The sequence below is a fragment of the Micromonospora purpureochromogenes genome, from assembly GCF_900091515.1.
Lineage (GTDB): Bacteria > Actinomycetota > Actinomycetes > Mycobacteriales > Micromonosporaceae > Micromonospora > Micromonospora purpureochromogenes.
Map to the genome: position 1 here is coordinate 2768664 of NZ_LT607410.1, position 21164 is coordinate 2789827.

At 72.9% G+C, this 21164-nt stretch carries 18 protein-coding genes and 1 pseudogene; 15 read left to right on the top strand and 4 right to left on the bottom strand.

Features of this window, described 5'->3' with window-relative positions; genetic code table 11:
- Positions 1-8: 8 nt before the first annotated feature.
- Positions 9-1499, top strand: coding sequence for a CoA-acylating methylmalonate-semialdehyde dehydrogenase (locus tag GA0074696_RS12885; protein WP_088964529.1), 1491 nt, complete (start codon positions 9-11; stop codon positions 1497-1499).
- Here the strand turns inward: GA0074696_RS12885 and GA0074696_RS12890 are convergent.
- Entirely contained in the window at positions 1471-2904 is a 1434-nt protein-coding gene (locus GA0074696_RS12890) for an acyltransferase family protein (RefSeq protein WP_088961337.1), read from the bottom strand. The two genes, GA0074696_RS12885 and GA0074696_RS12890, sit on opposite strands and share 29 nt — an antisense overlap.
- A 192-nt stretch (positions 2905-3096) precedes the next feature.
- On the opposite strand from GA0074696_RS12890, the gene ngcE (GA0074696_RS12895) reads away from it, so the two are divergent.
- From ngcE (GA0074696_RS12895) to GA0074696_RS12920, 6 genes are all read left to right on the top strand, one after another.
- Positions 3097-4512 carry an N-acetylglucosamine/diacetylchitobiose ABC transporter substrate-binding protein gene (gene ngcE, locus GA0074696_RS12895; protein WP_088961338.1) on the top strand — a complete coding sequence of 472 codons (1416 nt, stop codon included), beginning with the start codon at positions 3097-3099 and terminating at the stop codon, positions 4510-4512.
- 65 nt (positions 4513-4577) lie between these two features.
- Positions 4578-5486 carry a carbohydrate ABC transporter permease gene (locus GA0074696_RS12900; RefSeq protein ID WP_088961339.1) on the top strand — a complete coding sequence of 303 codons (909 nt, stop codon included), beginning with the start codon at positions 4578-4580 and terminating at the stop codon, positions 5484-5486.
- A complete protein-coding gene (locus tag GA0074696_RS12905; RefSeq protein ID WP_088961340.1) occupies positions 5483-6382 on the top strand; it encodes a carbohydrate ABC transporter permease in 900 nt (299 codons plus the stop codon). Before GA0074696_RS12900 ends, GA0074696_RS12905 begins: the two co-directional genes overlap by 4 nt.
- A 124-nt stretch (positions 6383-6506) precedes the next feature.
- Positions 6507-6881 (top strand): VOC family protein, encoded by a 375-nt coding sequence (locus GA0074696_RS12910; RefSeq protein ID WP_088961341.1) that lies wholly within the window; start codon positions 6507-6509, stop codon positions 6879-6881.
- Complete coding sequence (locus GA0074696_RS12915; RefSeq protein WP_088961342.1) at positions 6874-7194, top strand: ArsR/SmtB family transcription factor; 321 nt, start codon at positions 6874-6876, stop codon at positions 7192-7194. The genes GA0074696_RS12910 and GA0074696_RS12915 overlap by 8 nt, the downstream gene beginning before the upstream one ends.
- Complete coding sequence (locus GA0074696_RS12920) at positions 7187-7618, top strand: SRPBCC family protein (protein WP_088961343.1); 432 nt, start codon at positions 7187-7189, stop codon at positions 7616-7618. The genes GA0074696_RS12915 and GA0074696_RS12920 overlap by 8 nt, the downstream gene beginning before the upstream one ends.
- Positions 7619-7871: 253 nt before the next feature.
- Here GA0074696_RS12920 and GA0074696_RS12925 read toward each other — a convergent pair whose 3' ends face one another.
- Positions 7872-8861, bottom strand: coding sequence for an N-acetylglucosamine kinase (locus GA0074696_RS12925; protein WP_088961344.1), 990 nt, complete (start codon positions 8859-8861; stop codon positions 7872-7874).
- A 201-nt stretch (positions 8862-9062) separates the two neighbouring features.
- Between GA0074696_RS12925 and GA0074696_RS12930 the strand changes: the two are divergent.
- The 5 genes and pseudogenes from GA0074696_RS12930 to GA0074696_RS12950 all read left to right on the top strand — a co-directional run.
- Positions 9063-9995 (top strand): annotated as a pseudogene (locus tag GA0074696_RS12930) (MurR/RpiR family transcriptional regulator); the annotation flags it as partial.
- 176 nt (positions 9996-10171) lie between these two features.
- Positions 10172-10921 carry a sugar isomerase domain-containing protein gene (locus GA0074696_RS12935; protein ID WP_088961345.1) on the top strand — a complete coding sequence of 250 codons (750 nt, stop codon included), beginning with the start codon at positions 10172-10174 and terminating at the stop codon, positions 10919-10921.
- 24 nt (positions 10922-10945) lie between these two features.
- Entirely contained in the window at positions 10946-12358 is a 1413-nt protein-coding gene (gene ngcE / locus GA0074696_RS12940; protein WP_088961346.1) for an N-acetylglucosamine/diacetylchitobiose ABC transporter substrate-binding protein, read from the top strand.
- A 23-nt stretch (positions 12359-12381) separates the two neighbouring features.
- Positions 12382-13323, top strand: coding sequence for a carbohydrate ABC transporter permease (locus tag GA0074696_RS12945; RefSeq protein ID WP_088961347.1), 942 nt, complete (start codon positions 12382-12384; stop codon positions 13321-13323).
- Positions 13324-13336: 13 nt separating this feature from the next.
- Positions 13337-14293: a carbohydrate ABC transporter permease gene (locus GA0074696_RS12950; protein ID WP_088961348.1), complete on the top strand. Its 957-nt coding sequence runs from the start codon at positions 13337-13339 to the stop codon at positions 14291-14293.
- Positions 14294-14409: 116 nt separating this feature from the next.
- On the opposite strand, the gene GA0074696_RS12955 is transcribed toward GA0074696_RS12950, so the two are convergent.
- Together GA0074696_RS12955 and GA0074696_RS12960 are read right to left on the bottom strand one after the other, a co-directional pair.
- Entirely contained in the window at positions 14410-16140 is a 1731-nt protein-coding gene (locus GA0074696_RS12955) for an ABC transporter ATP-binding protein (RefSeq protein ID WP_088961349.1), read from the bottom strand.
- Positions 16137-17864: an ABC transporter ATP-binding protein gene (locus tag GA0074696_RS12960; protein ID WP_197700864.1), complete on the bottom strand. Its 1728-nt coding sequence runs from the start codon at positions 17862-17864 to the stop codon at positions 16137-16139. Before GA0074696_RS12960 ends, GA0074696_RS12955 begins: the two co-directional genes overlap by 4 nt.
- 236 nt (positions 17865-18100) lie before the next feature.
- Between GA0074696_RS12960 and GA0074696_RS12965 the strand changes: the two genes are divergently transcribed.
- The 3 genes from GA0074696_RS12965 to GA0074696_RS12975 all read left to right on the top strand — a co-directional run bounded on the left by GA0074696_RS12965 (position 18101) and on the right by GA0074696_RS12975 (position 21131).
- Positions 18101-19810 carry a bifunctional 3'-5' exonuclease/DNA polymerase gene (locus tag GA0074696_RS12965; RefSeq protein WP_088961351.1) on the top strand — a complete coding sequence of 570 codons (1710 nt, stop codon included), beginning with the start codon at positions 18101-18103 and terminating at the stop codon, positions 19808-19810.
- Between the two features lie 133 nt (positions 19811-19943).
- Entirely contained in the window at positions 19944-20537 is a 594-nt protein-coding gene (locus GA0074696_RS12970; protein WP_088964530.1) for a nucleotidyltransferase family protein, read from the top strand.
- A gap of 93 nt (positions 20538-20630) precedes the next feature.
- On the top strand, positions 20631-21131 hold the full coding sequence (locus GA0074696_RS12975) for a hypothetical protein (protein WP_088961352.1): 501 nt from the start codon (positions 20631-20633) through the stop codon (positions 21129-21131).
- The last annotated feature ends 33 nt before the right edge of the window (positions 21132-21164 follow it).

Genomic DNA, 21164 nt, shown 5'->3' on the forward strand with positions numbered 1-21164 from the left:
TGGACGACGTGACGGTCATCGGGCACTTCGTCGACGGGAAGCGGGTCTCCGGCGGCTCCCAGCGGCGCGGGGACGTCTTCGACCCGGCCACCGGCCGACGTACCGGGGAGGTGGAGCTGGCCTCGGCCGCGGACGTGGCGGTCGCGGTGGAGGCGGCCGAGCGCGCGGCGCGGGCCTGGCGGGACGCGTCGCTGGCGAAGCGCACGGCGGTGCTGTTCGCCTTCCGGGAGCTGGTGCACGCCCGCCGCGACCGGCTCGCCGAGGTGATCACCGCCGAGCACGGCAAGGTGCTCGCGGACGCCGCCGGCGAGGTGCAGCGCGGCCTGGAGGTGATCGAGTACGCCTGCGGCATCCCGTCGGCGCTGCGCGGCGGCTTCAGCGAGAACGTCTCCACCGAGGTCGACTCGTACAGCCTCCGGCAGCCGGTGGGCGTGGTGGCGGTGATCTCGCCGTTCAACTTCCCGGTGATGGTGCCGCTGTGGTTCGTGCCGGTGGCGGTGGCCTGCGGCAACGCGGTGGTGCTCAAGCCGAGCGAGAAGGACCCGAGCGCCGCGCTGCTGCTGGCCGAGTGGTTCGCCGAGGCGGGCCTGCCCGACGGCGTGCTCAACGTGGTCAACGGCGACAAGGAGGCGGTCGACGCGCTGCTGGACCATCCCGCGGTGCGGGCGGTGTCGTTCGTCGGCTCCACCCCGGTCGCCCGGTACGTGCACCAGCGCGGGTCGATGGCCGGCAAGCGGGTGCAGGCGCTCGGCGGGGCGAAGAACCACATGGTGGTGCTGCCCGACGCCGACCTGGACCTGGCCGCGGACGCGGCGGTCAACGCCGGCTTCGGCTCGGCGGGGGAGCGGTGCATGGCGATCTCGGCGCTGGTCGCCGTCGAGCCGGTCGCCGACGCCCTGGTCGCGAAGATCGCCGAACGGATGTCCGGGCTGCGCACCGGCGACGGGCGGCGCGGCTGCGACATGGGTCCGCTGGTCACCGCCGCGCACGCCGAACGGGTCCGCTCCTACGTGGAGTCGGGCGTGGCGGCCGGCGCGGTGCCGGTGGTCGACGGCCGGGAGGTCACCCCGGACGGGGAGTCCGGCGGCTTCTGGCTCGGTCCGACCCTGTTCGACCGGGTCACCCCGGACATGTCGATCTACACCGACGAGATCTTCGGCCCGGTGCTCGGCGTCGTCCGGGTCGGCTCGTACGACGAGGCGGTCGAGCTGGTCAACGCCAACCCGTACGGCAACGGCACGGCGATCTTCACCAACGACGGCGGCGCCGCCCGCCGGTACCAGCACGAGGTGGAGGTCGGCATGGTCGGGATCAACGTGCCGATCCCGGTGCCGATGGCGTACTACTCGTTCGGCGGGTGGAAGTCGTCCCTCTTCGGTGACCTGCACGCGCACGGCGAGGACGGGGTGCGCTTCTTCACCCGGGGCAAGGTGGTCACCAGTCGCTGGCTCGACCCGCGCCACGGCGGGGTCAACCTCGGCTTCCCCACCCAGACCTGAGCAACCGCAGCACGCCCGCCCCGGCCAGGTACGCCACCAGCGCCGGGACGGGCGTGCCGAGCGGCTCCGGGGCGTCCTTCGGCGTGGCGCTGTTGACCATCAGCCCGCCGATGACGGCGGCGTACCCGGCGACGGTCAGGGCTGCCCGGATCCGCCCGCCCCGGCCGCCGCGTCGCCCGGTGCGGTGCCGGGCGCTGCGCGACTCGATCGGGCCGAAGACGGCGACCAGCACGGCCAGCACCACGGCGAGCAGCAGCAGCCAGGGCACCCGCCAGCCCCACCAGGCGGCCGACCCGACCCGTGGAGTGGGCAGCAGGCCGACGGCGTCGAGCAGCCCGATCAGCAGCACCGCGGCGGTCAGGTGCCAGAGGAAGACCGTCAGCACCACCAGGTTGACCGCGATCACCACCCGCCACGGTCGGGGCCGGTGCAGCCAGCGTCGCGCCGGGTCGCGCAGCAGCAGGATCAGTCCGAGCTGGGCGGCGGCGAGGGCGAGCAGCGCCAGGCTCGGCGGCGAGGCGTTGTCCAGCCGCTCCCCGGGCACGTTCAGCATCGCCACCGGCCACGGCCCGACGACGGTGAGCAGGATCAACGCGCTCAGGCCGCCGGCCAGCAGCGCCAGCGCCGCCGGCCGGGAGGTGGGCAGGCGTCGCCGGCGTACGCCCCGCCGGTCGGACCCCGACGGTGGGTGCGACACGGCCGTCTCCGCCGGGCCGGGCGGTGCGGTCCCGGGCGGTGGCCCGGTCGCGGGGGTGCGGGAGTCGTACCAGGCGAAGCCGAGCTGGTGCACCGCCAGCCAGCCGAACAGGTAGTTGCCGGCGGCCAGCGTCGCCGGCCCGGTCAGCCGGCCGAGGTCACCCAGCGCCACCAGGGCGACGAGCGCCAGCGGCACGGCCAGCCCGTAGCGGCGGTGCAGCGCGTACATCGGCGGGGTGAGGGCCACGACCAGCAGGTAGGCGACCAGGAACCACAGCGGGATGGTGGCGAACCAGATCACCGTGCGCAGGTGGGTGGGGTCGGTGCCGCGCAGCCGGCCCAGCGCCGCGGCGACGGTGAGCACCAGCAGCAGCGCGCTGGTGGGGCGGACCAGCCGGGCGCTGCGGTCCAGCAGCCAGCCGGCCCCGTCGCCGCCGCGGGCCCGGTGGCGGGTCAGGGACGCCGCGTTGGCGTAACCGCCGACCAGGAAGAAGACCGGCATCACCTGGGCCAGCCAGGTCAGCGGGTACGCCCACGGCAGGTCGGCGAGCGCGGAGTGCCCGGTCGGTCGACCGGCCGGGTCCCGGCCGATCACGGTGACGCCCCAGTGGCCGGCGACGACCATGGTGATCGCGAGCGCGCGGAGCAGGTCGACGTAGCGTTCCCGCCCGGCCGGGGTCCGCTCCGCGAGCTGGCCCAGGCGGCGCATGCGCTCAGGCTATGCCAGCCCGGTGCGGCCCGGTGGTGTAACGGATCGGCCGCCGGGTCTTGAAGTCGACGCGCTCCTGCCGTAGAAATTCTTCAGCAACAACAGGCAGACTGAAGAGAATCAACGTGCCTCGACCGGCGGACGCCACCGGATGTCATCGGCGATCCGCTCCACCCGAACCGAGGAGAGCTGATGAACAGGCGTGAGATCCTGCGGCGTACCGCCGCCGCCGGCCTGCTGGCCACCCCCGCGGCGGGCCTGCTCGCCGGCTGCGCCACCGGCGGTGGCGACGACAAGGCCGACGGCGGCACCTACCAGGGCACCAAGAGCGAGCAGAACCCCCTCGGGGTCAAGGAGGACGCGCCGCTCGAGGTGGTGATCTTCAACGGCGGCTTCGGCGAGGAGTACGCCAAGGCCCACGAGGCCATGTACAAGGAGAAGTACCCGAAGGCCGAGATCAAGCACTCGGCCACGCAGGAGATCGGCAAGACCCTCCAGCCGCGCTTCGTCGACGGCACCCCGCCGGACGTGGTCAACAACTCCGGCGCCGGCCAGATCGACTTCAACGGCCTGGTCTCGCAGAACGCCCTCGCCGACCTCGGTGAGCTGCTCGCCGCCCCGAGCCTCGACATCCCCGGCAAGACCGTCAAGGACACCCTGCTGCCCGGCGCGGTGGAGGTCGGCTCGTACGACGGCAAGTTCCTGGTGTTCAACTACACCTACACCGTCTACGGAATCTGGCACTCCACCAAGCTGTTCGGCGAGCGCAACTGGTCGTACGGGAAGACCTGGGACGACCACATCGCGCTCTGCAAGCAGATCAAGGCCGCCGGGATCGCCCCCTGGACGTACGCCGGCCTGCACCCGCGCTACATGAGCTGGCCGCTGATCGCCACCGCGATCAAGTTCGGCGGACCGTCGGTCGCCACCGCGATCGACAACCTGGAGCCGAACGCCTGGAAGTCCGACGCGATGAAGGCCGCGGCCGACGCCTGGCACCAGATCGTCAAGGACAAGTACATCCTGGAGGGCTCGCCCGGCCTGGACCACAAGCAGTCGCAGACCGCCTGGTGCCAGGGCAAGGCCGCCTTCATCTCCTGCGGCTCCTGGCTGGAGAGCGAGCAGAAGGACGTCACGCCGGCCGGGTTCAACATGACCGTCCAGCCGACGCCCAGCCTGGGCAGCGGCGACAAGCTGCCGTTCGAGGCGATCCGGGGCACCGCCGGCGAGCCGTTCATGGTGCCGGCGAAGGCGAAGAACGTCGCCGGTGGCCTGGAGTACTTCCGGACCATGCTGTCCAAGAAGGGCGCCCAGGACTTCACCAGGAAGGTCTCCAGCCTCACCGTGGTCGCCGGCGCCACCGACGGCGTCGAGCTGCCGTACGGGCTGAGCACCGTGGTCAAGGCGCTGGACGCCTCCGGCACCAACGGTTTCAACTGGGTCTACAACAACTACTACCGCAAGCTGGAGCGCAACCTCGTCGACGCCGCGTGCGGCGAGTTCTTCAGCGGGCGGATCGGCCCGGCGGAGTTCCTCGACCAGTGCCAGAAGGGCGCCGACTCGATCGCCCAGGACAGCTCGGTCAAGAAGTACAAGCGCACCGCGTGACAACCCGGCCGGTGGGGGACCGTCCAGGTTCCCCACCGGCCGACCGCCGGGAGTTGGGGCCCACCGTGAAACATGGCAAGTACCCGCTGATCGTCACCTTCCTGGTGCCGCCGGTGCTGCTCTACGTCATCTTCGTCGTATCGCCGTACCTGCAGGCGTTCCAGATCTCCACCACCGACTGGCTCGGCTACTCCGCCGACGCCAACTCCGTCGGGCTGGCCAACTTCCGCGCGCTCTGGCACGACGACTACGTCTGGAACGCGCTGAAGAACAACGCGATCCTGCTGGGCCTGGTGCCGGTGCTGACGATCGTCCTCGGGCTCTTCTTCGCCACCATGCTCAACATGGGCGGGCGCAAGGGCCGGGCCGGGGTGACCGGGGTACGCGGCAGCGCGCTCTACCGTACCGTCTACTTCTTCCCCCAGGTGCTCTCGGTGGTGATCATCGCGCTGCTCTGGAAGGAGGTCTACCACCCCAACAAGGGCCTGCTCACCAGCGCGCTGCACGCGATGGGACTCGGCTCGCCCACCTGGCTCGGCGACCCGCGGACCGCCTTCTGGTGCGTGCTGGCCGTGATGGTCTGGAGCAACGTCGGCTTCTACGTGGTGCTCTTCGGCGCCGCGATGTCGGCCGTGCCGAAGGAGATCTACGAGGCGGTGCTGCTCGACGGGGCGTCCCGGCTGACCACCCTGCGCCGGGTCACCCTGCCGCTGCTCTGGGACACCGTCCAGGTCGCCTGGGTCTACCTGGCCATCTTCGCCCTCGACGGGTTCATCCTGGTGCAGCTGATGACCAACGGTGGTCCCAACTTCTCCACCGACGTGATCGGCGTGCGGATGTACGACACCGCGTTCGGCAGCGAGACCAAGTTCGGCTACGCCTCGGCGATCGGCGTGGTGATGTTCTTCCTGACCCTGTCGGTGGCGGTGCTGTCCCTGCGCGCCGGCCGACGCGACCGAATCGAGTACTCGTGACCACCCTGGACGAGGCCGCCCCGGTCGCCGCGACGACCGCGCGCTCGGCCGACCGCCCGGTCCGCCGCGAACTCGGCGTCGCCAACGTCTTCTCGCACGGCTTCCTGCTGGTCTGGACCGCGCTGACGGTCCTGCCGCTGCTGTGGATGTTCGTCAGCTCGTTCAAGACCAACGGCGAGATCCTCGCCGACCCGTGGGGGCTGCCCGAGACGCTGCACTTCGACAACTGGGCCCGGGCCTGGACCGGCGCGCACATCGGCCGGTACTTCCTCAACAGCCTGGTGGTGGTGGCCGGCTCGGTCAGCCTGACCATGCTGATGGGCGCCACCGCCGCGTACGTCTTCGCCCGGTACGAGTTCCGGGGTCGGCAGTTCGTCTACTACCTGTTCGTCGGCGGCCTGATGTTCCCGGTCTTCCTCGCCCTGGTGCCGCTCTTCTTCGTGGTCCGCAACGCCGGGCTCTTCGGCACCTGGACCGGCCTGATCCTGGTGTACTCGGCGTACTCGTTGCCGTTCACCGTCTTCTTCATGACCGCCTTCTTCCGCACCCTGCCGACCTCGGTGGCAGAGGCGGCGCTGGTCGACGGCTGCGGCCACTTCCGGCTCTTCTTCCGGGTGATGCTCCCGATGGCCCGTCCGGGACTGATCAGCGTGGCGATCTTCAACTTCCTCAGCCACTGGAACCAGTTCCTGCTGCCGCAGGTGCTGATGCAGGGCGACGAGTCGAAGTGGGTGCTCGCCCAGGGACTCTTCGCGCTCTCGGTCAGTCAGGGGTACGCCGGCGACTACGCCCGGCTCTTCGCCGGCCTCACCATCGCGGTGCTGCCCGTGCTCGCCGTCTACGTGGCCTTCCAGCGGCAGGTCCAGTCCGGTCTGACCGCCGGTCAGCTCAAGTGACGCCTGTCCGATACCGATCATGGAGAAACGGCCACCCTCGGCGGGGGGTGCGCGGTGCGGTCGCCGCCGCCCTCTCCCGACCCCCGGCTTGACCGGTAGGAAAAATCCTACCTATGGTGGGCGCATGACCGTGACCCATGTGCAGCTGCTCTCCGTGCCCGTCAGCGACCAGGACCGGGCCCGTGACTTCTACGTCGGCGTCCTCGGCTTCGACCTGGTGTGGGACAACCCGATGGGCCCCGGTGGGCGCTGGGTGCAGGTGGCCCCGAAGGGCGCCGCCACCGCCCTCACGCTGGTCACCTGGTTCCCGACCATGCCGCCCGGCTCGCTCAAGGGCCTGGTGCTGGAGATCGACGACCTGGACGGCGACGTGGCCGCCCTGCGCGACCGGGGCGTCGTCTTCGCCGAGGACGGCATCCAGGTCGCCCCGTGGGGGCGCTACGCCACCTTCCACGACCCGGACGGCAACGGCCTCGTGCTCCAGTCCACCCGTGTCTGAGGCCGACGTCTTCGCGGCGCTGGCCAACCCCACCCGCCGGGAGGTGCTCCGGCTGCTGCGCGAGCGCGGTGAGCAGCCGGTGCAGCGGCTCGCCACCCACTTCGACATGCGTCGGCCCAGCCTGTCGGAGCACCTGCGGGTCCTCAAGGACGCCGGCCTGGTGACCGAACGACCCGTCGGCCGGCAGCGGCTCTACGCGCTGCGCCCCGAGCCGCTGCGCGAGGTGGCCGACTGGCTCAGCCCGTACGAGCGGTTCTGGCGGGCGAAGCTGGCCGAGCTGCGGGACGTCCTCGACGGGCTGCCCGATGACTGAGCCCACCACGACGATCCAGGTCGATGAGTTCCTGCCGCACCCGCCGGCAAAGGTGTGGCGGGTGCTGACCGAGCCCGACCTGCTCGCCCGCTGGCTGATGCCGAACGACCTCGTGCCGGTCGTCGGGCACCGGTTCACCTTCCGTACCGAGCCGCGGCCGGCCCAGGGCTTCGACGGCGTGGTGCACTGCGAGGTGCTGGAGGTGGACCCGCCGCGCCGGCTGCGCTGGGCCTGGCGCGGCGGGTCGCTCGACACCGAGGTGAGCTGGACCCTCGCCCCGGAGGGGCGCGGCACCCGGCTCTTCCTGCAGCACAGCGGCTTCGATCCCGACGACCCGGTCCAGCAGCGCACGGCCACCCTGCTCGGCGGCGGCTGGCGCTCGCACGTCTGGCGCCGCCTGGAGGAGATCCTGGCCGCCGACTGACGGGCGTGGGTTCCGGCCGCGCGGGGCGGGGGACCGCCCTGCTGAGGCGGGCCGGCCAACCTCCGGACCGACCGGTCCCGTGGGCCGGACCCGGCCCGTCGTGCGGGCCCGGCCGACGCCGATGGGAGCTGGCGGGCCGGGCCCGTGTCGATCCGGGGTGGCGGGCCGGGCCCGTGTCGATCCGGGGTGGCGGGCCGGGCCCGTGTCGATCTGAGGTGGCGGGCCGGGCCCGTGTCGATCCAGGTGTGCGGGCTCAGTCGGTGGCCGGGACCAGCAGGGCGTGCAGGGCGACGGGATCGGTCACCTCGGGCAGTTCCCGGGCGGCGAGCCAGGCCGCCCCGGCCGCCCCGTCGCCGGCCGGGCACATCGGGGCGTCCGGCCAGTGCCGGTGCGCCTCGGCGCGGACCGCCGCCGCCAGCGGGGTGTCCCCGGTGAGCAGTCCACCGCCGAGCACGATCGGCGTGACCGCGCCGTCCGGCCGGATCCGCCCGGCGCTGTCGACCAGGTGCGCGGCGGCCCGTTCGATCAGCGCGACCGCCTCCGGCTCGCCCTCCACGGCGGCGGCCACCACCAGCGGCGCGAGCCGGGCCAGCTCGACCGGGGGTCGCCGGGTCACCGCCTGGATGAGCGCGTCGACCGTGTTCCGGGAGCGCTCCGCCACCTCGGCGGTGCCGAGCAGTTCGGTGAGCAGCCGCCGGCCCAGCGGGTTGGGCGCCTTGGCGCTGTCCAGGGTCGCCAGCAGCCGGCGGACCGCCTCGCGGCCCAGCCAGAAGCCGGAGCCGGCGTCGCCCAGCAGCCAGCCGTGACCGTCGGCGACCCGGTCCAGCCGCAGGTCGCGTACCTGGGCGGCGATCGCGCCGGTGCCGGCGATCAGCACGGTGCCGTCCGGGGCGGCGGTGCCCGAGGCGTACGCGACGAGGGCGTCGCCGTGCACCGCGTACGGGCAGCGCAGGCCGGCCTCGGCCCAGGCCCGGTCGAAGGCGGCCCGCCCCGCCGGGTCGGCCAGCAGGCGGGCGGCGCCGGCCAGGCCGATCGTGCCGGCGCGTACCCGGGTCGGGTCGACCCCGGCGAGCGCGCCGCGCAGCGCGGTCAGCAGCTCGGCGGCAGCGCGGTCGGCGCCGTGACTGGTCGGGTTGCCGCCGCCGCCCCGGCCGGTGCCCAGGCGTTCGCCGGCCAGGGTCAGCGCGGCCGCACGGGTGGACGTACCTCCGACGTCGAGACCGACCACGACGGTGTCGGACATGCTCACGGGCCTCCCGGTGCGGCGGTACGGGTGGGCTTCATGCTGGTCCGACCCGGGGCCGCAAGGCAAGATCGGTGCTCGGCGCGGCCGGTGTACGCCAGATAACAGTTTGAAAACTTCGCCCACACTATTGACACGGAGGGGCCTTCAGTAAGAACTTTTACCACTAACAGTAAACACTCTTTTCCGAAAGGCGCTCCGATGGTGGATCATGAGGTGGACACTTCCGCGGGGACCGCGGTGGTCGACGCCGACACGGTCGACCGGTGGGGCGCCGACGGGGTGCTGGCCAGAGTCCGGGCCGGCGCCGGAGAGCTGACGGGGGCGTTGCGCCGGGTCGCCGAGCACGTGCTCAGCGACCCGGAGGCGGCCGCCCGGGCCACCATCGTCGAGCTGGCCGAGCGCAGCGGCACCTCGCCGGCCACCATCACGCGGTTCTGCCGGGCCATGGGCTTCGACGGCTACGCCGACCTGCGGCTCGGCATCGCCTCGGAGACCGGGCGGGCCCGGTCCGCCGGGTGGACCGTCGACATCGGACGCGAGATCCAGCCCGGCGACCCCCTGGAGCGGGTGCTCGACCAGATCATGGCCGCCGACACCCGCGCCATGCACGACACCGCCACGCTGCTCGACCTCGCCGAGGTGGAACGGGCCGCGGTGGCCATCGCCGGGGCGTCCCGGGTGAACATCTTCGGCGCCAGCGGCAGCGCCCTGGTCGGCGAGGAGATGCAGTTCAGCCTGCACCGCATCGGCGTGGCCGCCTGGGCCTGGAGCGACGTGCACGAGGGGCTGGCCAGCGCGGCGCTGCTCGGCGTCGGCGACGTCGCGCTCGGCATCTCGCACACCGGGCAGACCCGGGAGACCATCGAGATGCTCGCCGAGGCCGGCAGCCGGGGCGCGACCACCGTGGCGCTGACCGGCTTCCCGCGCTCGCCGCTGGCCGAGCTGGCCGACATCGTGCTGGTCACCGCCAGCCAGGCCACCACCTTCCGGCCGGACGCGCTCTCCGCCCGGCACCCGCAGCTCGTCGTGCTCGACCTGCTCTACATCGCCGTGGCGCAGCGCACCCACGACCGCGCCCACGCGGCCTTCCGGCGTACCGCCCAGGCCGTCGACGGGCACAAGGCCGCCAAGAGGCTGTCGGGAAACCCCGGGGCGAGCGAGGCGGAGTCCAGCCGGCGATCCGGCAAGGCGGAGATCGGTCCGGATACCGATGTGGTATCCGGACCGATCTCCAACGCGGCCGGTCGTCGGCTGGGCCCGCCGCAGCCGACGCGAGGTTTCCCGACAGCCTCTGAGGGAGCCGCCTCATGATCAGCGCGCAGGGGTACGCCGAGGCCGTCCGCCCGGTGCTCGACCGGGTGGTCGACTCGCAGACCGAGGCGATCGGACGGGCCGCCGACCTGATCGTGGCCAGCCTGCGGGCCGGCGGGGTGCTGCAGGCCTTCGGCGCCGGGCACTCCGAGGCGTTCGCCGCCGAGCTGGTCGCCCGGGCCGGCGGGCTGGTCCCCACCAACCGGCTCTCCCTGCACGACCTGGTGCTGCACGGCGACGCGCCCCGCGACCTGCTCGCCGACCCGAAGCTGGAGCGCGACCCGGCCGTCGCCCACCAGCTGTACGCCCTCGCCGACCCGCACCCGGCCGACGTCTTCGTGGTCGCCTCCCAGTCCGGCATCAACGGCTCGGTCGTCGAGCTGGCGCTGCTGGTCAAGTCGGGCGGCCACCCCCTGATCGCGGTCACCTCGGTCGCCCACACCGCACGGGTGGCCCCGCGCCACCCGTCCGGCCATCGGCTCGCCGATCTCGCCGACGTCGTGCTGGACAACGGCGCGCCGTACGGCGACGCACTGCTGCCGCTCGAGGGCGGCGGCGCGGTCTGTGCGGTCTCCTCGGTCACCACCGCGCTGCTGGCGCAGCTGTTGACCGCGGAGGTCGTACGACGGTTCCACCAGGCCGGAGAGGTTCCCCCTATCTACCTCTCCGCCAACGTCCCCGGTGGGGACGAGCACAACCTCGCCCTCGAGTCGCGGTACGCCGGGCGTCTCCGGCGAACCGCCTGACCCGACACACAAGGAGAGACGACGATGTCGATTACCCCCGAGAACCTCGGCGACCTCAGCCGCCGGACCCTGCTGCGGCGGGCCGCCGCGGCGGGCCTTCTGGTCACCCCGGCCGCCGGCCTGCTCAGCGCCTGCGCCGGCAGCGAGCCGGAGAAGTCCGACACCGGCGGCACGACCAAGAGCAAGGACAACCCGTTCGGTGTGAAGGACGGCAGCGCCGTCAAGGTGGTCGTCTTCAACGGCGGCCTGGGTGACCAGTGGGCCAAGGAAGACAAGGTCATCTTCAACGCCAAGCACCCGAACATCACGGTCAACATGTCTTCCACCCAGAAGATCAAGACCGAAGAGCAGCCGAAGATGGCGACGCAGCCGAGTGACCTGGTCATGAACTCGGGTGCCGACATGATGGACCGCAGCACGCTGATCAACGAGGGTGCCATCGAGCCGCTCGACGACCTGCTCACCGCACCCGCCTGGGACAGCGAGGGCACCGTGGCGGACTCGCTCCTGCCGGGCACGGTCGGCGACGGCACCCAGAACGGCAAGTTCTACGTCGTGAACGTGGCGTACACGGTGTGGGGCAACTGGTACAACGCGGCGCTGTTCAAGAAGGAGGGTTGGCAGGCGCCGACCACCTGGGAAGAGTTCTTCGCCCTGGCCCCGAAGATCAAGGCCAAGGGCATGGCACCGTACGTGCACGACGCCGTGCACGGCTACTACCCGCGCTGGGCGCTCATGGCCAGCATCTGGAAGACCGCCGGCAAGCAGGTCGTCATCGACATCGACAACCTGAAGGAGAACGCCTGGAAGGCCGACGGCGTGGTCAAGGCGCTGGAGCCGTGGGAGAAGCTGGTCAAGGACCGGCTGCTGCTGCCGGGCAAGCTCGACCACACCCAGTCGCAGCAGGCCTGGCTCGACGGCAAGGCGGCGTTCATCCAGGTCGGCACCTGGCTGAAGAACGAGATGTCCGCCACCATCCCGCCGGGCTTCGAGATGACCCTGTCGGACTACTGGCACAACGCCGACGACAAGGCGCCGAAGGACGTGTTCGCCGCGTCGGGCGAGGGCTTCGTCGTGCCGAGCAAGGCCCCGAACAAGGAGGCCGCCAAGGAGTTCCTGCGGGCGATGCTGTCGAAGGCCGGCTCCGCCAAGTTCGCCGAGCTGACCAAGTCGCTGGCCTCCACCAAGGGCTCCGGCGACAACGTGCAGGACACCGCGCTCTCCAGCGCCAACACGCTGATGAAGAACGGTGGCAGCGAGCTGATCTCGGTCAAGTTCCAGGACTTCTACGCCGACCTGGACAAGGAGAGCCAGAACCTCTCCGAGGAGCTCATGGCCGGCCGACTCACCGCGCAGCAGTTCGTCGACAAGATGCAGGCGGCCGCCGACAAGGTCGCCAAGGACTCGTCGATCAAGAAGCAGACCCGCACCGCCTGATTTCACGGAGAGAGTTGAGTCCAATGCGGCACGGAGTCGCGCGTTTCGTCACGGGCTTCCTGGCCCTGCCCGTCGCGCTGTACCTGTTCTACGTGGTGTGGCCGTTCGCGCAGGCGGCGGGATACTCGCTGACCGACTGGGGCGGGTATTCGGATTCGCAGCGCTTCGTCGGGCTGGACAACTACGTCCGGCTGCTCTCCGACGAGCTGATCCGGAAGGCGTTCTGGCACAACGTCTTCTTCCTGGTCACCGTGCCGCTGTTCACCATCGCGCTGGCCCTGTTCCTCGCGTTCCTGCTCAACGTGGGCGGACGCGAGGACAGGGCCGGCATCCGGGGGGTGTTCGGCTCCGCCGTCTACAAAGTCATCTTCTTCTTCCCCCAGGTGCTGTCGCTGGTGGTCATCGCCGTCATGTGGCAGCAGATCTACCGGTCCGACCAGCAGGGCCTGATCAACGGCCTGCTGACCAAGGTCGGCCTGGTCGACCCGCAGAACCCGATCGCCTTCACCGCCGACCCGGAGCCGTTCCTCGGCATCCCCGCGGTGCTCTGGTGGCTGCTGCTCATCGCGGTCTGGAGCGGTGCCGGCTTCTACATGGTGCTCTTCTCCGCGGCAATGCAGTCGATCCCGAAGGACATCTACGAGGCGGCCCTCCTCGACGGCGCCGGCCGCTTCCACACCTTCTTCCGGGTCACCCTGCCCCTGCTCCGGGACACCATCTCGGTCGCCTGGGTCTACCTGGGCTTCATCGCCCTGGACATGTACGCCCTGGTCTTCGTCATGACGCCGAGCCAGGGCGGCCCGAACCACGCCAGCGAGATCTTCGCTTCCGTGATCCAGTTCAACGCGTTCCAGAAGGGCCAGTTCGGCTACGCCTGCGCGATCGCCGTGGCGCTGGCCATCTTCACCATCCTGCTGGCCGCCCTCCAGCTGAGGATTACCCGCCGTGAGCGGATCGAGTTCTGAGGAGGCCTGGACGATGAGCACGGTGACCCACACCTCCGGCCAGCCACGACCTGATGCGGTGCCGCCGGCCGGTCCGGCAGCGAGCCGACGGGCGGAAGCTGCCGCCAAGAGCGTCGGCGGCCGGATATTCAACGGCTTCTCGCACCTGTTCCTCGCGGTCTGGGCGATCATGGTGATCTACCCACTGCTCTGGGTGGTGATGTCCGCACTCAAGACCGACTCCGAGGTGATCCGCGAGCCGCTGTCGCTGTTCCCCAAGTCGCTGCAGTGGGACAACTTCGCCCGGGCCTGGACGGCCGGGATCGACAGCTTCTTCCTGAACACGCTGCTGGTGCTCGTCTTCAGCGTGACCCTGACGATGCTGCTGGGCTCGATGGCGGCGTACGCGCTGGCCCGCTACGAGTTCCGGGGCAACCGGCTGATCTACTGGATGTTTCTGTCCGGGCTGACCCTGCCGATCTACCTCGCCGCGGTGCCACTGTTCAAGGGCGTCTACAACATGAACGTGGTGTTCCCGCTGCTCGGCCCGAACAAGCACCTCACGCTGATCCTGGTCTATGTGGCCTGGTCGCTGTCGTTCACCGTCTTCTTCATGCATTCGTTTTTCCGGACGCTGCCCAACTCGATCGCCGAGGCGGCCCAGGTCGACGGGGCCTCGCACACCCGGACCTTCTTCAGCGTCATGCTGCCGATGGCCAAGCCGGGCCTGATCAGCATCGGCATCTTCAACGTGCTCGGCCAGTGGAACCAGTGGTACCTGCCGACCCTGCTCATGCAATCGGTCGCCGGCGAGCCGAAGCACCAGGTGATCGCCCAGGGGCTCATCGAGCTCTCGGTCAACCAGGGCTACAAGTCCGACTGGTCCGGTCTGTTCGCCGGCGTCACCATGGCGATGCTGCCGGTGCTCATCGTCTACATCGTCTTCCAGCGCCAGGTCCAGTCCGGCCTCACCGCCGGCGTCAGCAAGTAACCCCACCCCCACCCCCCCACCCCCCGTCGACGGCACTTTCACGGAAAGAGTGGCTATCCGACGCGGAATAGCCACTCTTTCCGTGAAAGAGGGCGCTCGGTGGGAATGGGGTGGGGTCAGGGGTGCCAGGAGCGCCAGAGGGCGGCGTAGGCGCCGTCGGCGCGGACCAGGTCGTGGTGGCTGCCGATCTCGGTGATCCGGCCGTCGGCCAGGACGGCGACCCGGTCGGCGTCGTGCGCGGTGTTGAGCCGGTGCGCGATCGCGATGACGGTGCGCCCGGTGAGCACGGCCGCGAGGGCCCGCTCGGTACGCCGGGCGGTGGTCGGGTCGAGGGCGGCGGTCGCCTCGTCGAGGATCAGCGTGTGCGGGTCGGCGAGCACCAGCCGCGCGAGGGCGAGCTGCTGGGCCTCGGCCGCGCCGAGTTGCCGGGCCCCGTCGCCGAGCGCGGTGTCCAGGCCGTCGGGGAGCGCGCCGTACCAGTCGGCGCCGACGGCGTGCAGCGCGGAGCGCATCTGCTCGTCGGTGGCGTCCGGCGCGGCGAAGGCGAGGTTGTCGCGTACCGAGCCGATGAACACGTGGTGTTCCTGGGTCACCAGGGCGATCCGGCGGCGGCGCTCGGCCGGGTCGAGGTCGGTGACCGGGCAGCCGCCGATGCTGACCACGCCGTGGCGGGGCGCGTCGATTCCGGCCAGCAGCCGGGCCAGGGTGGACTTCCCGGCCCCCGACGGGCCGACGACGGCCAGCCGCTCCCCGGGCCGGACCTCCAGGTCGATGCCGTGCAGCACGTCGTGGCCGGCGGCGTAGGAGAAGCGGGCCCCGCGTACGACGAGTCGCTCGTCGCGGGGTGTGCGCGCGGTGCCGGGCGCCTCCGGCGGCACCAGGCCGACACCGAGCACCCGGGCGAACGAGGCGAAGCCCCGCTGCGCCTGCTCCATCCAGAGCAACAGCCGGTCCAGCGGTTCGATGGCCTGTTGCAGGTAGAGCGCGGCGGCGACCACCGCACCCAGCGAGACGTCCCCCCGGGACAGCAGGTACCCGCCGACGAGCAGTGCCGCGGCGACCGGCAGCGGATAGCTGGCCTCCACCACGCTGAAGAAGACCGTCCGCAGCCCGAGCGTCGCCCGCCGCGCGGCCCACAGCCGGGCGATCCGCGCGGTGCCGCGGGCGATCCGCTGGTCGGCGAGGCGGAACGCCTCGACGGTGCGGGCGCCCTCGGCGGTGCTGGTCAGCGTCTCGGTCAGCGCCGCGGCGGCCGCCCCCTCGACCAGGTACGCGGGGCTGGCCCGCCGCAGGTACCAGCGGGCCGCCGCGCCGATCGACGGCAGCCCGGCCAGCGCCGCCAGGCCGAGCAGCGGGTGCAGCAGGAAGACCGCCCCGAACAGCAGCGCCAGTTGCACCGAGGCGATGACCATGGTGGGCACCACGTCGCGGACGGTGGTGCCGACGGTGGACACGTCGACCGAGCTGCGGGTGGCCAGTTCCCCGGAGCCGGCCCGCTCGACGACGGAGACGGGCAGCTCGAGCGTGCGGTGGACGAAGTCCTCGCGCAGCTCCGCCACGGCCCGCTCCCCGAACCGGTGGCCCGCGTACTGGGCGTACCGGGAGAGCACCGCCTGCACCAGCACCGCCCCGCCGATCGCCAGCGCCAGCCGGTCGACGGTGGCCACCCCGGCACCTCCGGTGACCCGGTCGACGATGCGGCCCAGCAGCCACGGCGGGGCGAGCCCGGCGACCGCGGCGGCGCCGTGCAGCGCCAGCACACCCAGGACGGCGCGCCGGTGCCGGCCGATCAGGTCGCGCAGCGCCCGGCGTACGGCGCCGCGGTCGGCCACCGGCAGTCGGCTCACCGGAGGGCCTCCTCGGCGTCGGCGGGCCGGTCGACGTCCGGGTCGGCGCTGTCCCGGGCCACCAGCCGCCGGTAGCCGGGATCCCGGTCGAGCAGGTCGGCGTGGCCGCCGGTGCCGACGATCCGGCCCCCCTGCAGGTGGGCGACAGTGTCGGCCCGACCGAGCAGCAGCGGCGACGTGGCCAGCACGAGGGTGGTCCGCCCGGCCCGCGCGGCCCGCAGCCGCTCGGCGATCCGCGCCTCGGTGTGCGCGTCCACGGCTGACGTCGGGTCGACGAGGATGAGCACCTCCGGCTCGGCGAGCAGCGCCCGGGCCAGGCGCACCCGTTGGCGCTGGCCGCCGGAGAGCGTACGGGCCCGGGCGTCGAGCGGGGTGTCGAGCCCGTCCGGCAGCGCCTCGGCGACGTCCTCGGCGGACGCGGCGCGCAGCGCCGCCACCAGCGGCTCGTCGTCGGTCCCCGGCCCGCCCCGGTCGTCCTCGTCCGGTCGGGGGCGCAGGACGTCGCGCAGCGTCCCGGCGAACAGGTACGAGTCGTGGTCGGCGACCAGGATCCGGGCCCGGACCTCGTCCAGCGCGATCCCGGTCAGCGGCACGCCACCCCAGGTGACGTCGGAGGCGACGTACCGGCCGAGCCGGTCGGCAAGCGCCAGCGCCTCGGCCGGATCGTCCGCGGCCACCCCGGTCAGCCGCCCGGCGTGGACCGTCAGCCCGGTCACCGGATCGTGCAGGTCGGCGGGACCACCGGGCGCGGGCAGCGCCTCCGCCCGGCGGGCCGCCGGCACCCGACCCCGCCCACCGGGCGCGGTCCGGGCACCGCCGATGTCGTCGGGAACCAGGTCGAGCAGGGCGACGATCCGGCGGGCGGCCACCCGACCGCGGATCAGTTCGTGGCTGCCCTCCAGCAGGAACCAGACCGGCACGACGAGGGTCGCCACGTAGCCGTAGACGGCGACCAGCTCTCCGATGCTGATCTCGCCGGTGACCGCCATCCGGGCCGACAGCCACACCACCACCGCGAGGAACAGCCCGGGGATGGCGACGGTGGCCGCGTCGATCCAGCTGTTGACGGCGCCGACCCGGTAGCCCTCGGCGAGCAGGTCCCGGGACCGGGCGGCGTACCGGCGGGCGAACAGCTCCCGGCCGCCGACCCCGGCGAGGACGCGCAGCCCGGCGACGATGTCGCCGGAGCGGGCGGTGAGGCCGCCCTGCTGCTGCCGGTAGACGGACTCCGCGCGGTCGAGGCGGCGCAGCAGCGGCCCGACCACCAGCCCGACCGCCGGCACGCCCACCAGCACGCAGAGGGCGAGGACGGGGGAGATCGACCAGAGCACCACGGCGATGACCGCGTAGGCGACGACCGCGCCCACCCCCGGGCCGGTCAGCGTCAGCACCTGCGCCGTCCAGTCGATGTCGGAGCCGCCGACGGTGGCCACCTCGCCCGCGGCGACCCGGCGCGGCAGCACCGCGCCGATCCGGGACAGCTGCCGCAGCACGACGGCGGCCGAGCGGGCCTTGGCGTCCTCCCGGATGAAGGTCATCGTGCGGTGCCGCATGATGCCCAGGTAGGACAGGCCCACCCCCGCGACGACGATCGCCGCGACCCAGAGCCACAGCGCCCGGTTGTCGTGGGCGCGCAACCCGTCGTCGACCGCGCGGGCGATCAGCCAGGGCCGCACCGACAGTCCGATCATCCAGGCCGTGCCGAGCAGGCTGCCGCGCAGCACCCGCCAGGGCTGGCAGCGGACCAGCCACCACAGGTAGCGCAACGGCCCCCTGGTGTCCGGAGTGCCGGGCTCGGAATGGGGGATCTGCGGGGGCACCCGCCCACGCTACCGACCGGCGCGATGATCCACCGACCCGTCCGTCGGCTTCCTGCCCCGCACCGCCGGCCCGTTCCGGCCGGCCGGAGCACGGGCTCGCCGAGGGCCGGGGGCGGCGGTGCGGGCGTGCGGACCGGTCGGTGTCGCACGGGCGAGGCAGAATCGCATCCGTGCTGGTGGCGGTGGTGGCGGACGAGCGGGGCGGGGGAGTCCTCCAGCCCCTCGACGCCCGTGGGCGTCCCGCCGGCGCGGCCGGCGCCGTCACCGACCTCGCCGCCGCGGTCGCCGCCCGGGAGGCCGCCGAGCACCCGCGCTGGGTCTGGGCCTCGGGTGTCGCGCTCTATCCGGCGCTGTTGCGCGCCGGGGTGCGGGTGGAGCGCTGCCACGACGTCGAGCTGACCGAGGCTCTGCTGCTCGGCCACGCCGGCCGCTGGGGCGAGCCGCGCTCGCTCGCCGCCGCGCACGCCCGGCTCACCGGGGCCGCCGTGCCGCCCGACCCGCCGCCCCGGCCGCCCGCGCCGCCCGGGCACGGCCAGGGCGCGCTCTTCGACGCCGTCCCCGGGCCGCCGGGCCCGGGCATCGACGCCCTGGTCGAGGTGTACGCCGACCAGCTCGCCCGGATCGCGGCCACGCAGCACCCGGGCCGGTTCCGGCTGCTGGTCGCCGCCGAGTCGGCCGGCGCGCTGATCGCGGTGGAGATGGGCGCCGCCGGCCTGCCCTGGCGCGTCGACGTGCACGACGCGATCCTCGACGAGCTGCTCGGCGAGGCGTCCCCGGTCGGCGGGCCGCCCCGCCGGCTCGCCGAGCTGGCCGCCCGGATCGCCGACGCCTTCGGCGTACGTCAGGTGCACGCCGACTCCCCGGCGGAGCTGCTGCGGGCGTTCGCCCGGGCCGGGGTGGAGCTGCCCAACACCCGGGCCTGGGTGCTGCGCGGCGTCGACCATCCGGCGGTGCCGCTGGTCCTGGAATACAAGGAGCTCTACCGGATCTGGACGGCCCACGGCCGGGCCTGGCGGGACGCCTGGGTCTCCGACGGCCGTTTCCAGCCCGAGTACGTCCCCGGCGGGGTGGTCTCCGGCCGGTGGGCCACCCGGGGTGGCGGCGCGTTGCAGATCCCCAAGGTGATCCGGCGGGCGGTGGTGGCCGATCCGGGCTGGCGGTTGGTGGTCGCCGACGCCGGCCAGCTGGAGCCCCGGGTGCTCGCGGCGGTCTCCGGCGACGCCCGGCTCGCCGCGGCCGGCGGGGCGGGCGACCTCTACGCGGCCCTGGCCCAGGACGCCTTCGCCGGTGACCGGGCCCGGGCCAAGGTGGCCCTGCTCGGCGCGATGTACGGCCAGACCGGCGGGTCGGCCCTGCCCGCGCTGGCGGTGCTCAAGCGCAGCTACCCGACCGCGTTCGGCTACGTGGAGGCGGCGGCCCGCACGGGCGAGGCGGGCGGCCTGGTCCGCTCCTGGCTCGGGCGCACCTGCCCGCCCGGCACGGCGGGGTTCGTCGACGGCGACGACGCGGGCATCGATCCGGACGCCGGTGCCGACCCGCAGTCCCCGCGCGCCCGGGCGGCCCGGTCCCGGGGGCGGTTCACCCGCAACTTCGTCATCCAGGCCACCGCCGCCGAGTGGGCCTCGACGCTGCTCGCCACGCTCCGCGGCGAGCTGGCGGGCACCGCTGCCGAGCTGGTGTTCTTCCAGCACGACGAGGTGATGGTGCACTGCCCGGCCGAGCAGGCCGAGGCGGTCGCCGCGGCGGTCGCCCGGTCCGGCGAGCGAGCCTCGGCGCTGCTGTTCGCGGACACTCCGGTCCGGTTCCCGCTGGATCTGTCCATCGTCGACTGCTACGCCGACGCGGCATAGCGCACAATTTTCCTATTTGCCCCGCTACCCGGCGCCGGGGGCGCTCGTTGGGTCCGGTGTGCGCAACGGGCCGGGCAGCTCTGCTCGGTCCGTCTTCACGACGGAGGTGGCGCAGCTGAACCGGATCGCAGGGATGATCATCGCAGCGGGCGGGGGACGCCGGATCGGCGGACCCGAGGCGCTGCTGCACCAGGGTGGCACGCCCCTGGTGAACCAGATGATCGACACGATGACCGAGGCGGGCTGCGAGCAGATCGTGGTGGTCCTGGGCGCGGCCGCCGACCAGGTGCGGGAGACCGCCGACCTGAGCCGCGTCACGGTGGTGGTCAACCGTGCCTGGGGCACCGGGGTCGGCTCCTCGATCCGTGCCGGCCTGGCCGCGCTCAGCGACGAGGGAGTCGAGGCGGTGGTGGTCGTCCCGGTGGACATGCCGGGCCTCACGCCCGCCGCGGTACGCCGGGTGGCCGCACTGCCGTACCCGGACGTGCTGGTCTGCGCCACCTACGACGGGCTGCGCGGCTACCCGATGCTCTTCGGCCGGCGGCACTGGTCCGGCATCGCGACCCTGGCCAGCGCCGACGTCGGCGCCCGGCCGTACCTGCTGGCGCACAAGGACCAGATCGTCGACATCGCCTGCGACTCGGTGGCCGACGGCAGCCGGATCGACACGCCGGAGCTGATGGCGCTCTACGGCCTGACCGTCCCGCCGCAGCGCGTCGGCGTCTGAGTCGTCCCCGGCACCCGGCACGCCGCCCGCTGCGCTACGGTTCGCCGACGCGGCGCCCTGCGGTGGGTGCGTGGCGCGGGGGAGGTGCGGTCGATGGTCGCTGCGGTGGGCCGGCACATCGCCGGGGCGGTGGTCGCCTGGGTCGTGTTCACCGTCGAAGGTCTGGCCTGCTACCTCCTGCTGCTCGGCTACGCCCTGGTGACCGACGCCGGCGCCGGTGGCCCGCTGGCCGGGCCGGTGATGGTGTTGGTGGCCGCGCTGGCCGGCCTGGTCCTGGTGCCGCTGGTCGTCGTGCCGGCCGGAGTGGTCGCCGAGCTGACCGGTCGCCGTCGCGGCGGTCTGGCCGGGACGCTGGCCGCCGCCGGTGTGGCCGGCGCACTCACAGTGCTCGCCGTCGTCGGTGTCGCACTCGTGGACCGCGGCTCACCGCTGGGCTTCGCGATCGCCTGCGTGGTGGGGGTGCTGCTGGTGCTCCCGCCCACCCTCACGCACGTCGGCATCGTGCGGGGCGCCCGGGAGGTGCCCCGACTGCTGGCCCGGCTCCGTCGGACCGGGGCGGCCGGCACCGAGCCGCCGCCGGTCGCCACGCGCTGACGCCTCCGCGCCCCGCCGGCCCACCCGCCCGAC

Bases quoted from the DNA above. Each gene is read 5' to 3' on its own strand.
- GA0074696_RS12890 (WP_088961337.1), bottom strand. From the start codon at position 2,904: ATGCGCCGCCTGGGCCAGCTCGCGGAGCGGACCCCGGCCGGGCGGGAA.
- GA0074696_RS12910 (WP_088961341.1), top strand. From the start codon at position 6,507: ATGACCGTGACCCATGTGCAGCTGCTCTCCGTGCCCGTCAGCGACCAG.
- GA0074696_RS12950 (WP_088961348.1), top strand. From the start codon at position 13,337: ATGAGCACGGTGACCCACACCTCCGGCCAGCCACGACCTGATGCGGTG.
- GA0074696_RS12935 (WP_088961345.1), top strand. From the start codon at position 10,172: ATGATCAGCGCGCAGGGGTACGCCGAGGCCGTCCGCCCGGTGCTCGAC.
- ngcE (WP_088961346.1), top strand. From the start codon at position 10,946: ATGTCGATTACCCCCGAGAACCTCGGCGACCTCAGCCGCCGGACCCTG.
- GA0074696_RS12975 (WP_088961352.1), top strand. From the start codon at position 20,631: ATGGTCGCTGCGGTGGGCCGGCACATCGCCGGGGCGGTGGTCGCCTGG.
- GA0074696_RS12945 (WP_088961347.1), top strand. From the start codon at position 12,382: ATGCGGCACGGAGTCGCGCGTTTCGTCACGGGCTTCCTGGCCCTGCCC.
- GA0074696_RS12925 (WP_088961344.1), bottom strand. From the start codon at position 8,861: ATGTCCGACACCGTCGTGGTCGGTCTCGACGTCGGAGGTACGTCCACC.
- GA0074696_RS12920 (WP_088961343.1), top strand. From the start codon at position 7,187: ATGACTGAGCCCACCACGACGATCCAGGTCGATGAGTTCCTGCCGCAC.
- ngcE (WP_088961338.1), top strand. From the start codon at position 3,097: ATGAACAGGCGTGAGATCCTGCGGCGTACCGCCGCCGCCGGCCTGCTG.
- GA0074696_RS12970 (WP_088964530.1), top strand. From the start codon at position 19,944: ATGATCATCGCAGCGGGCGGGGGACGCCGGATCGGCGGACCCGAGGCG.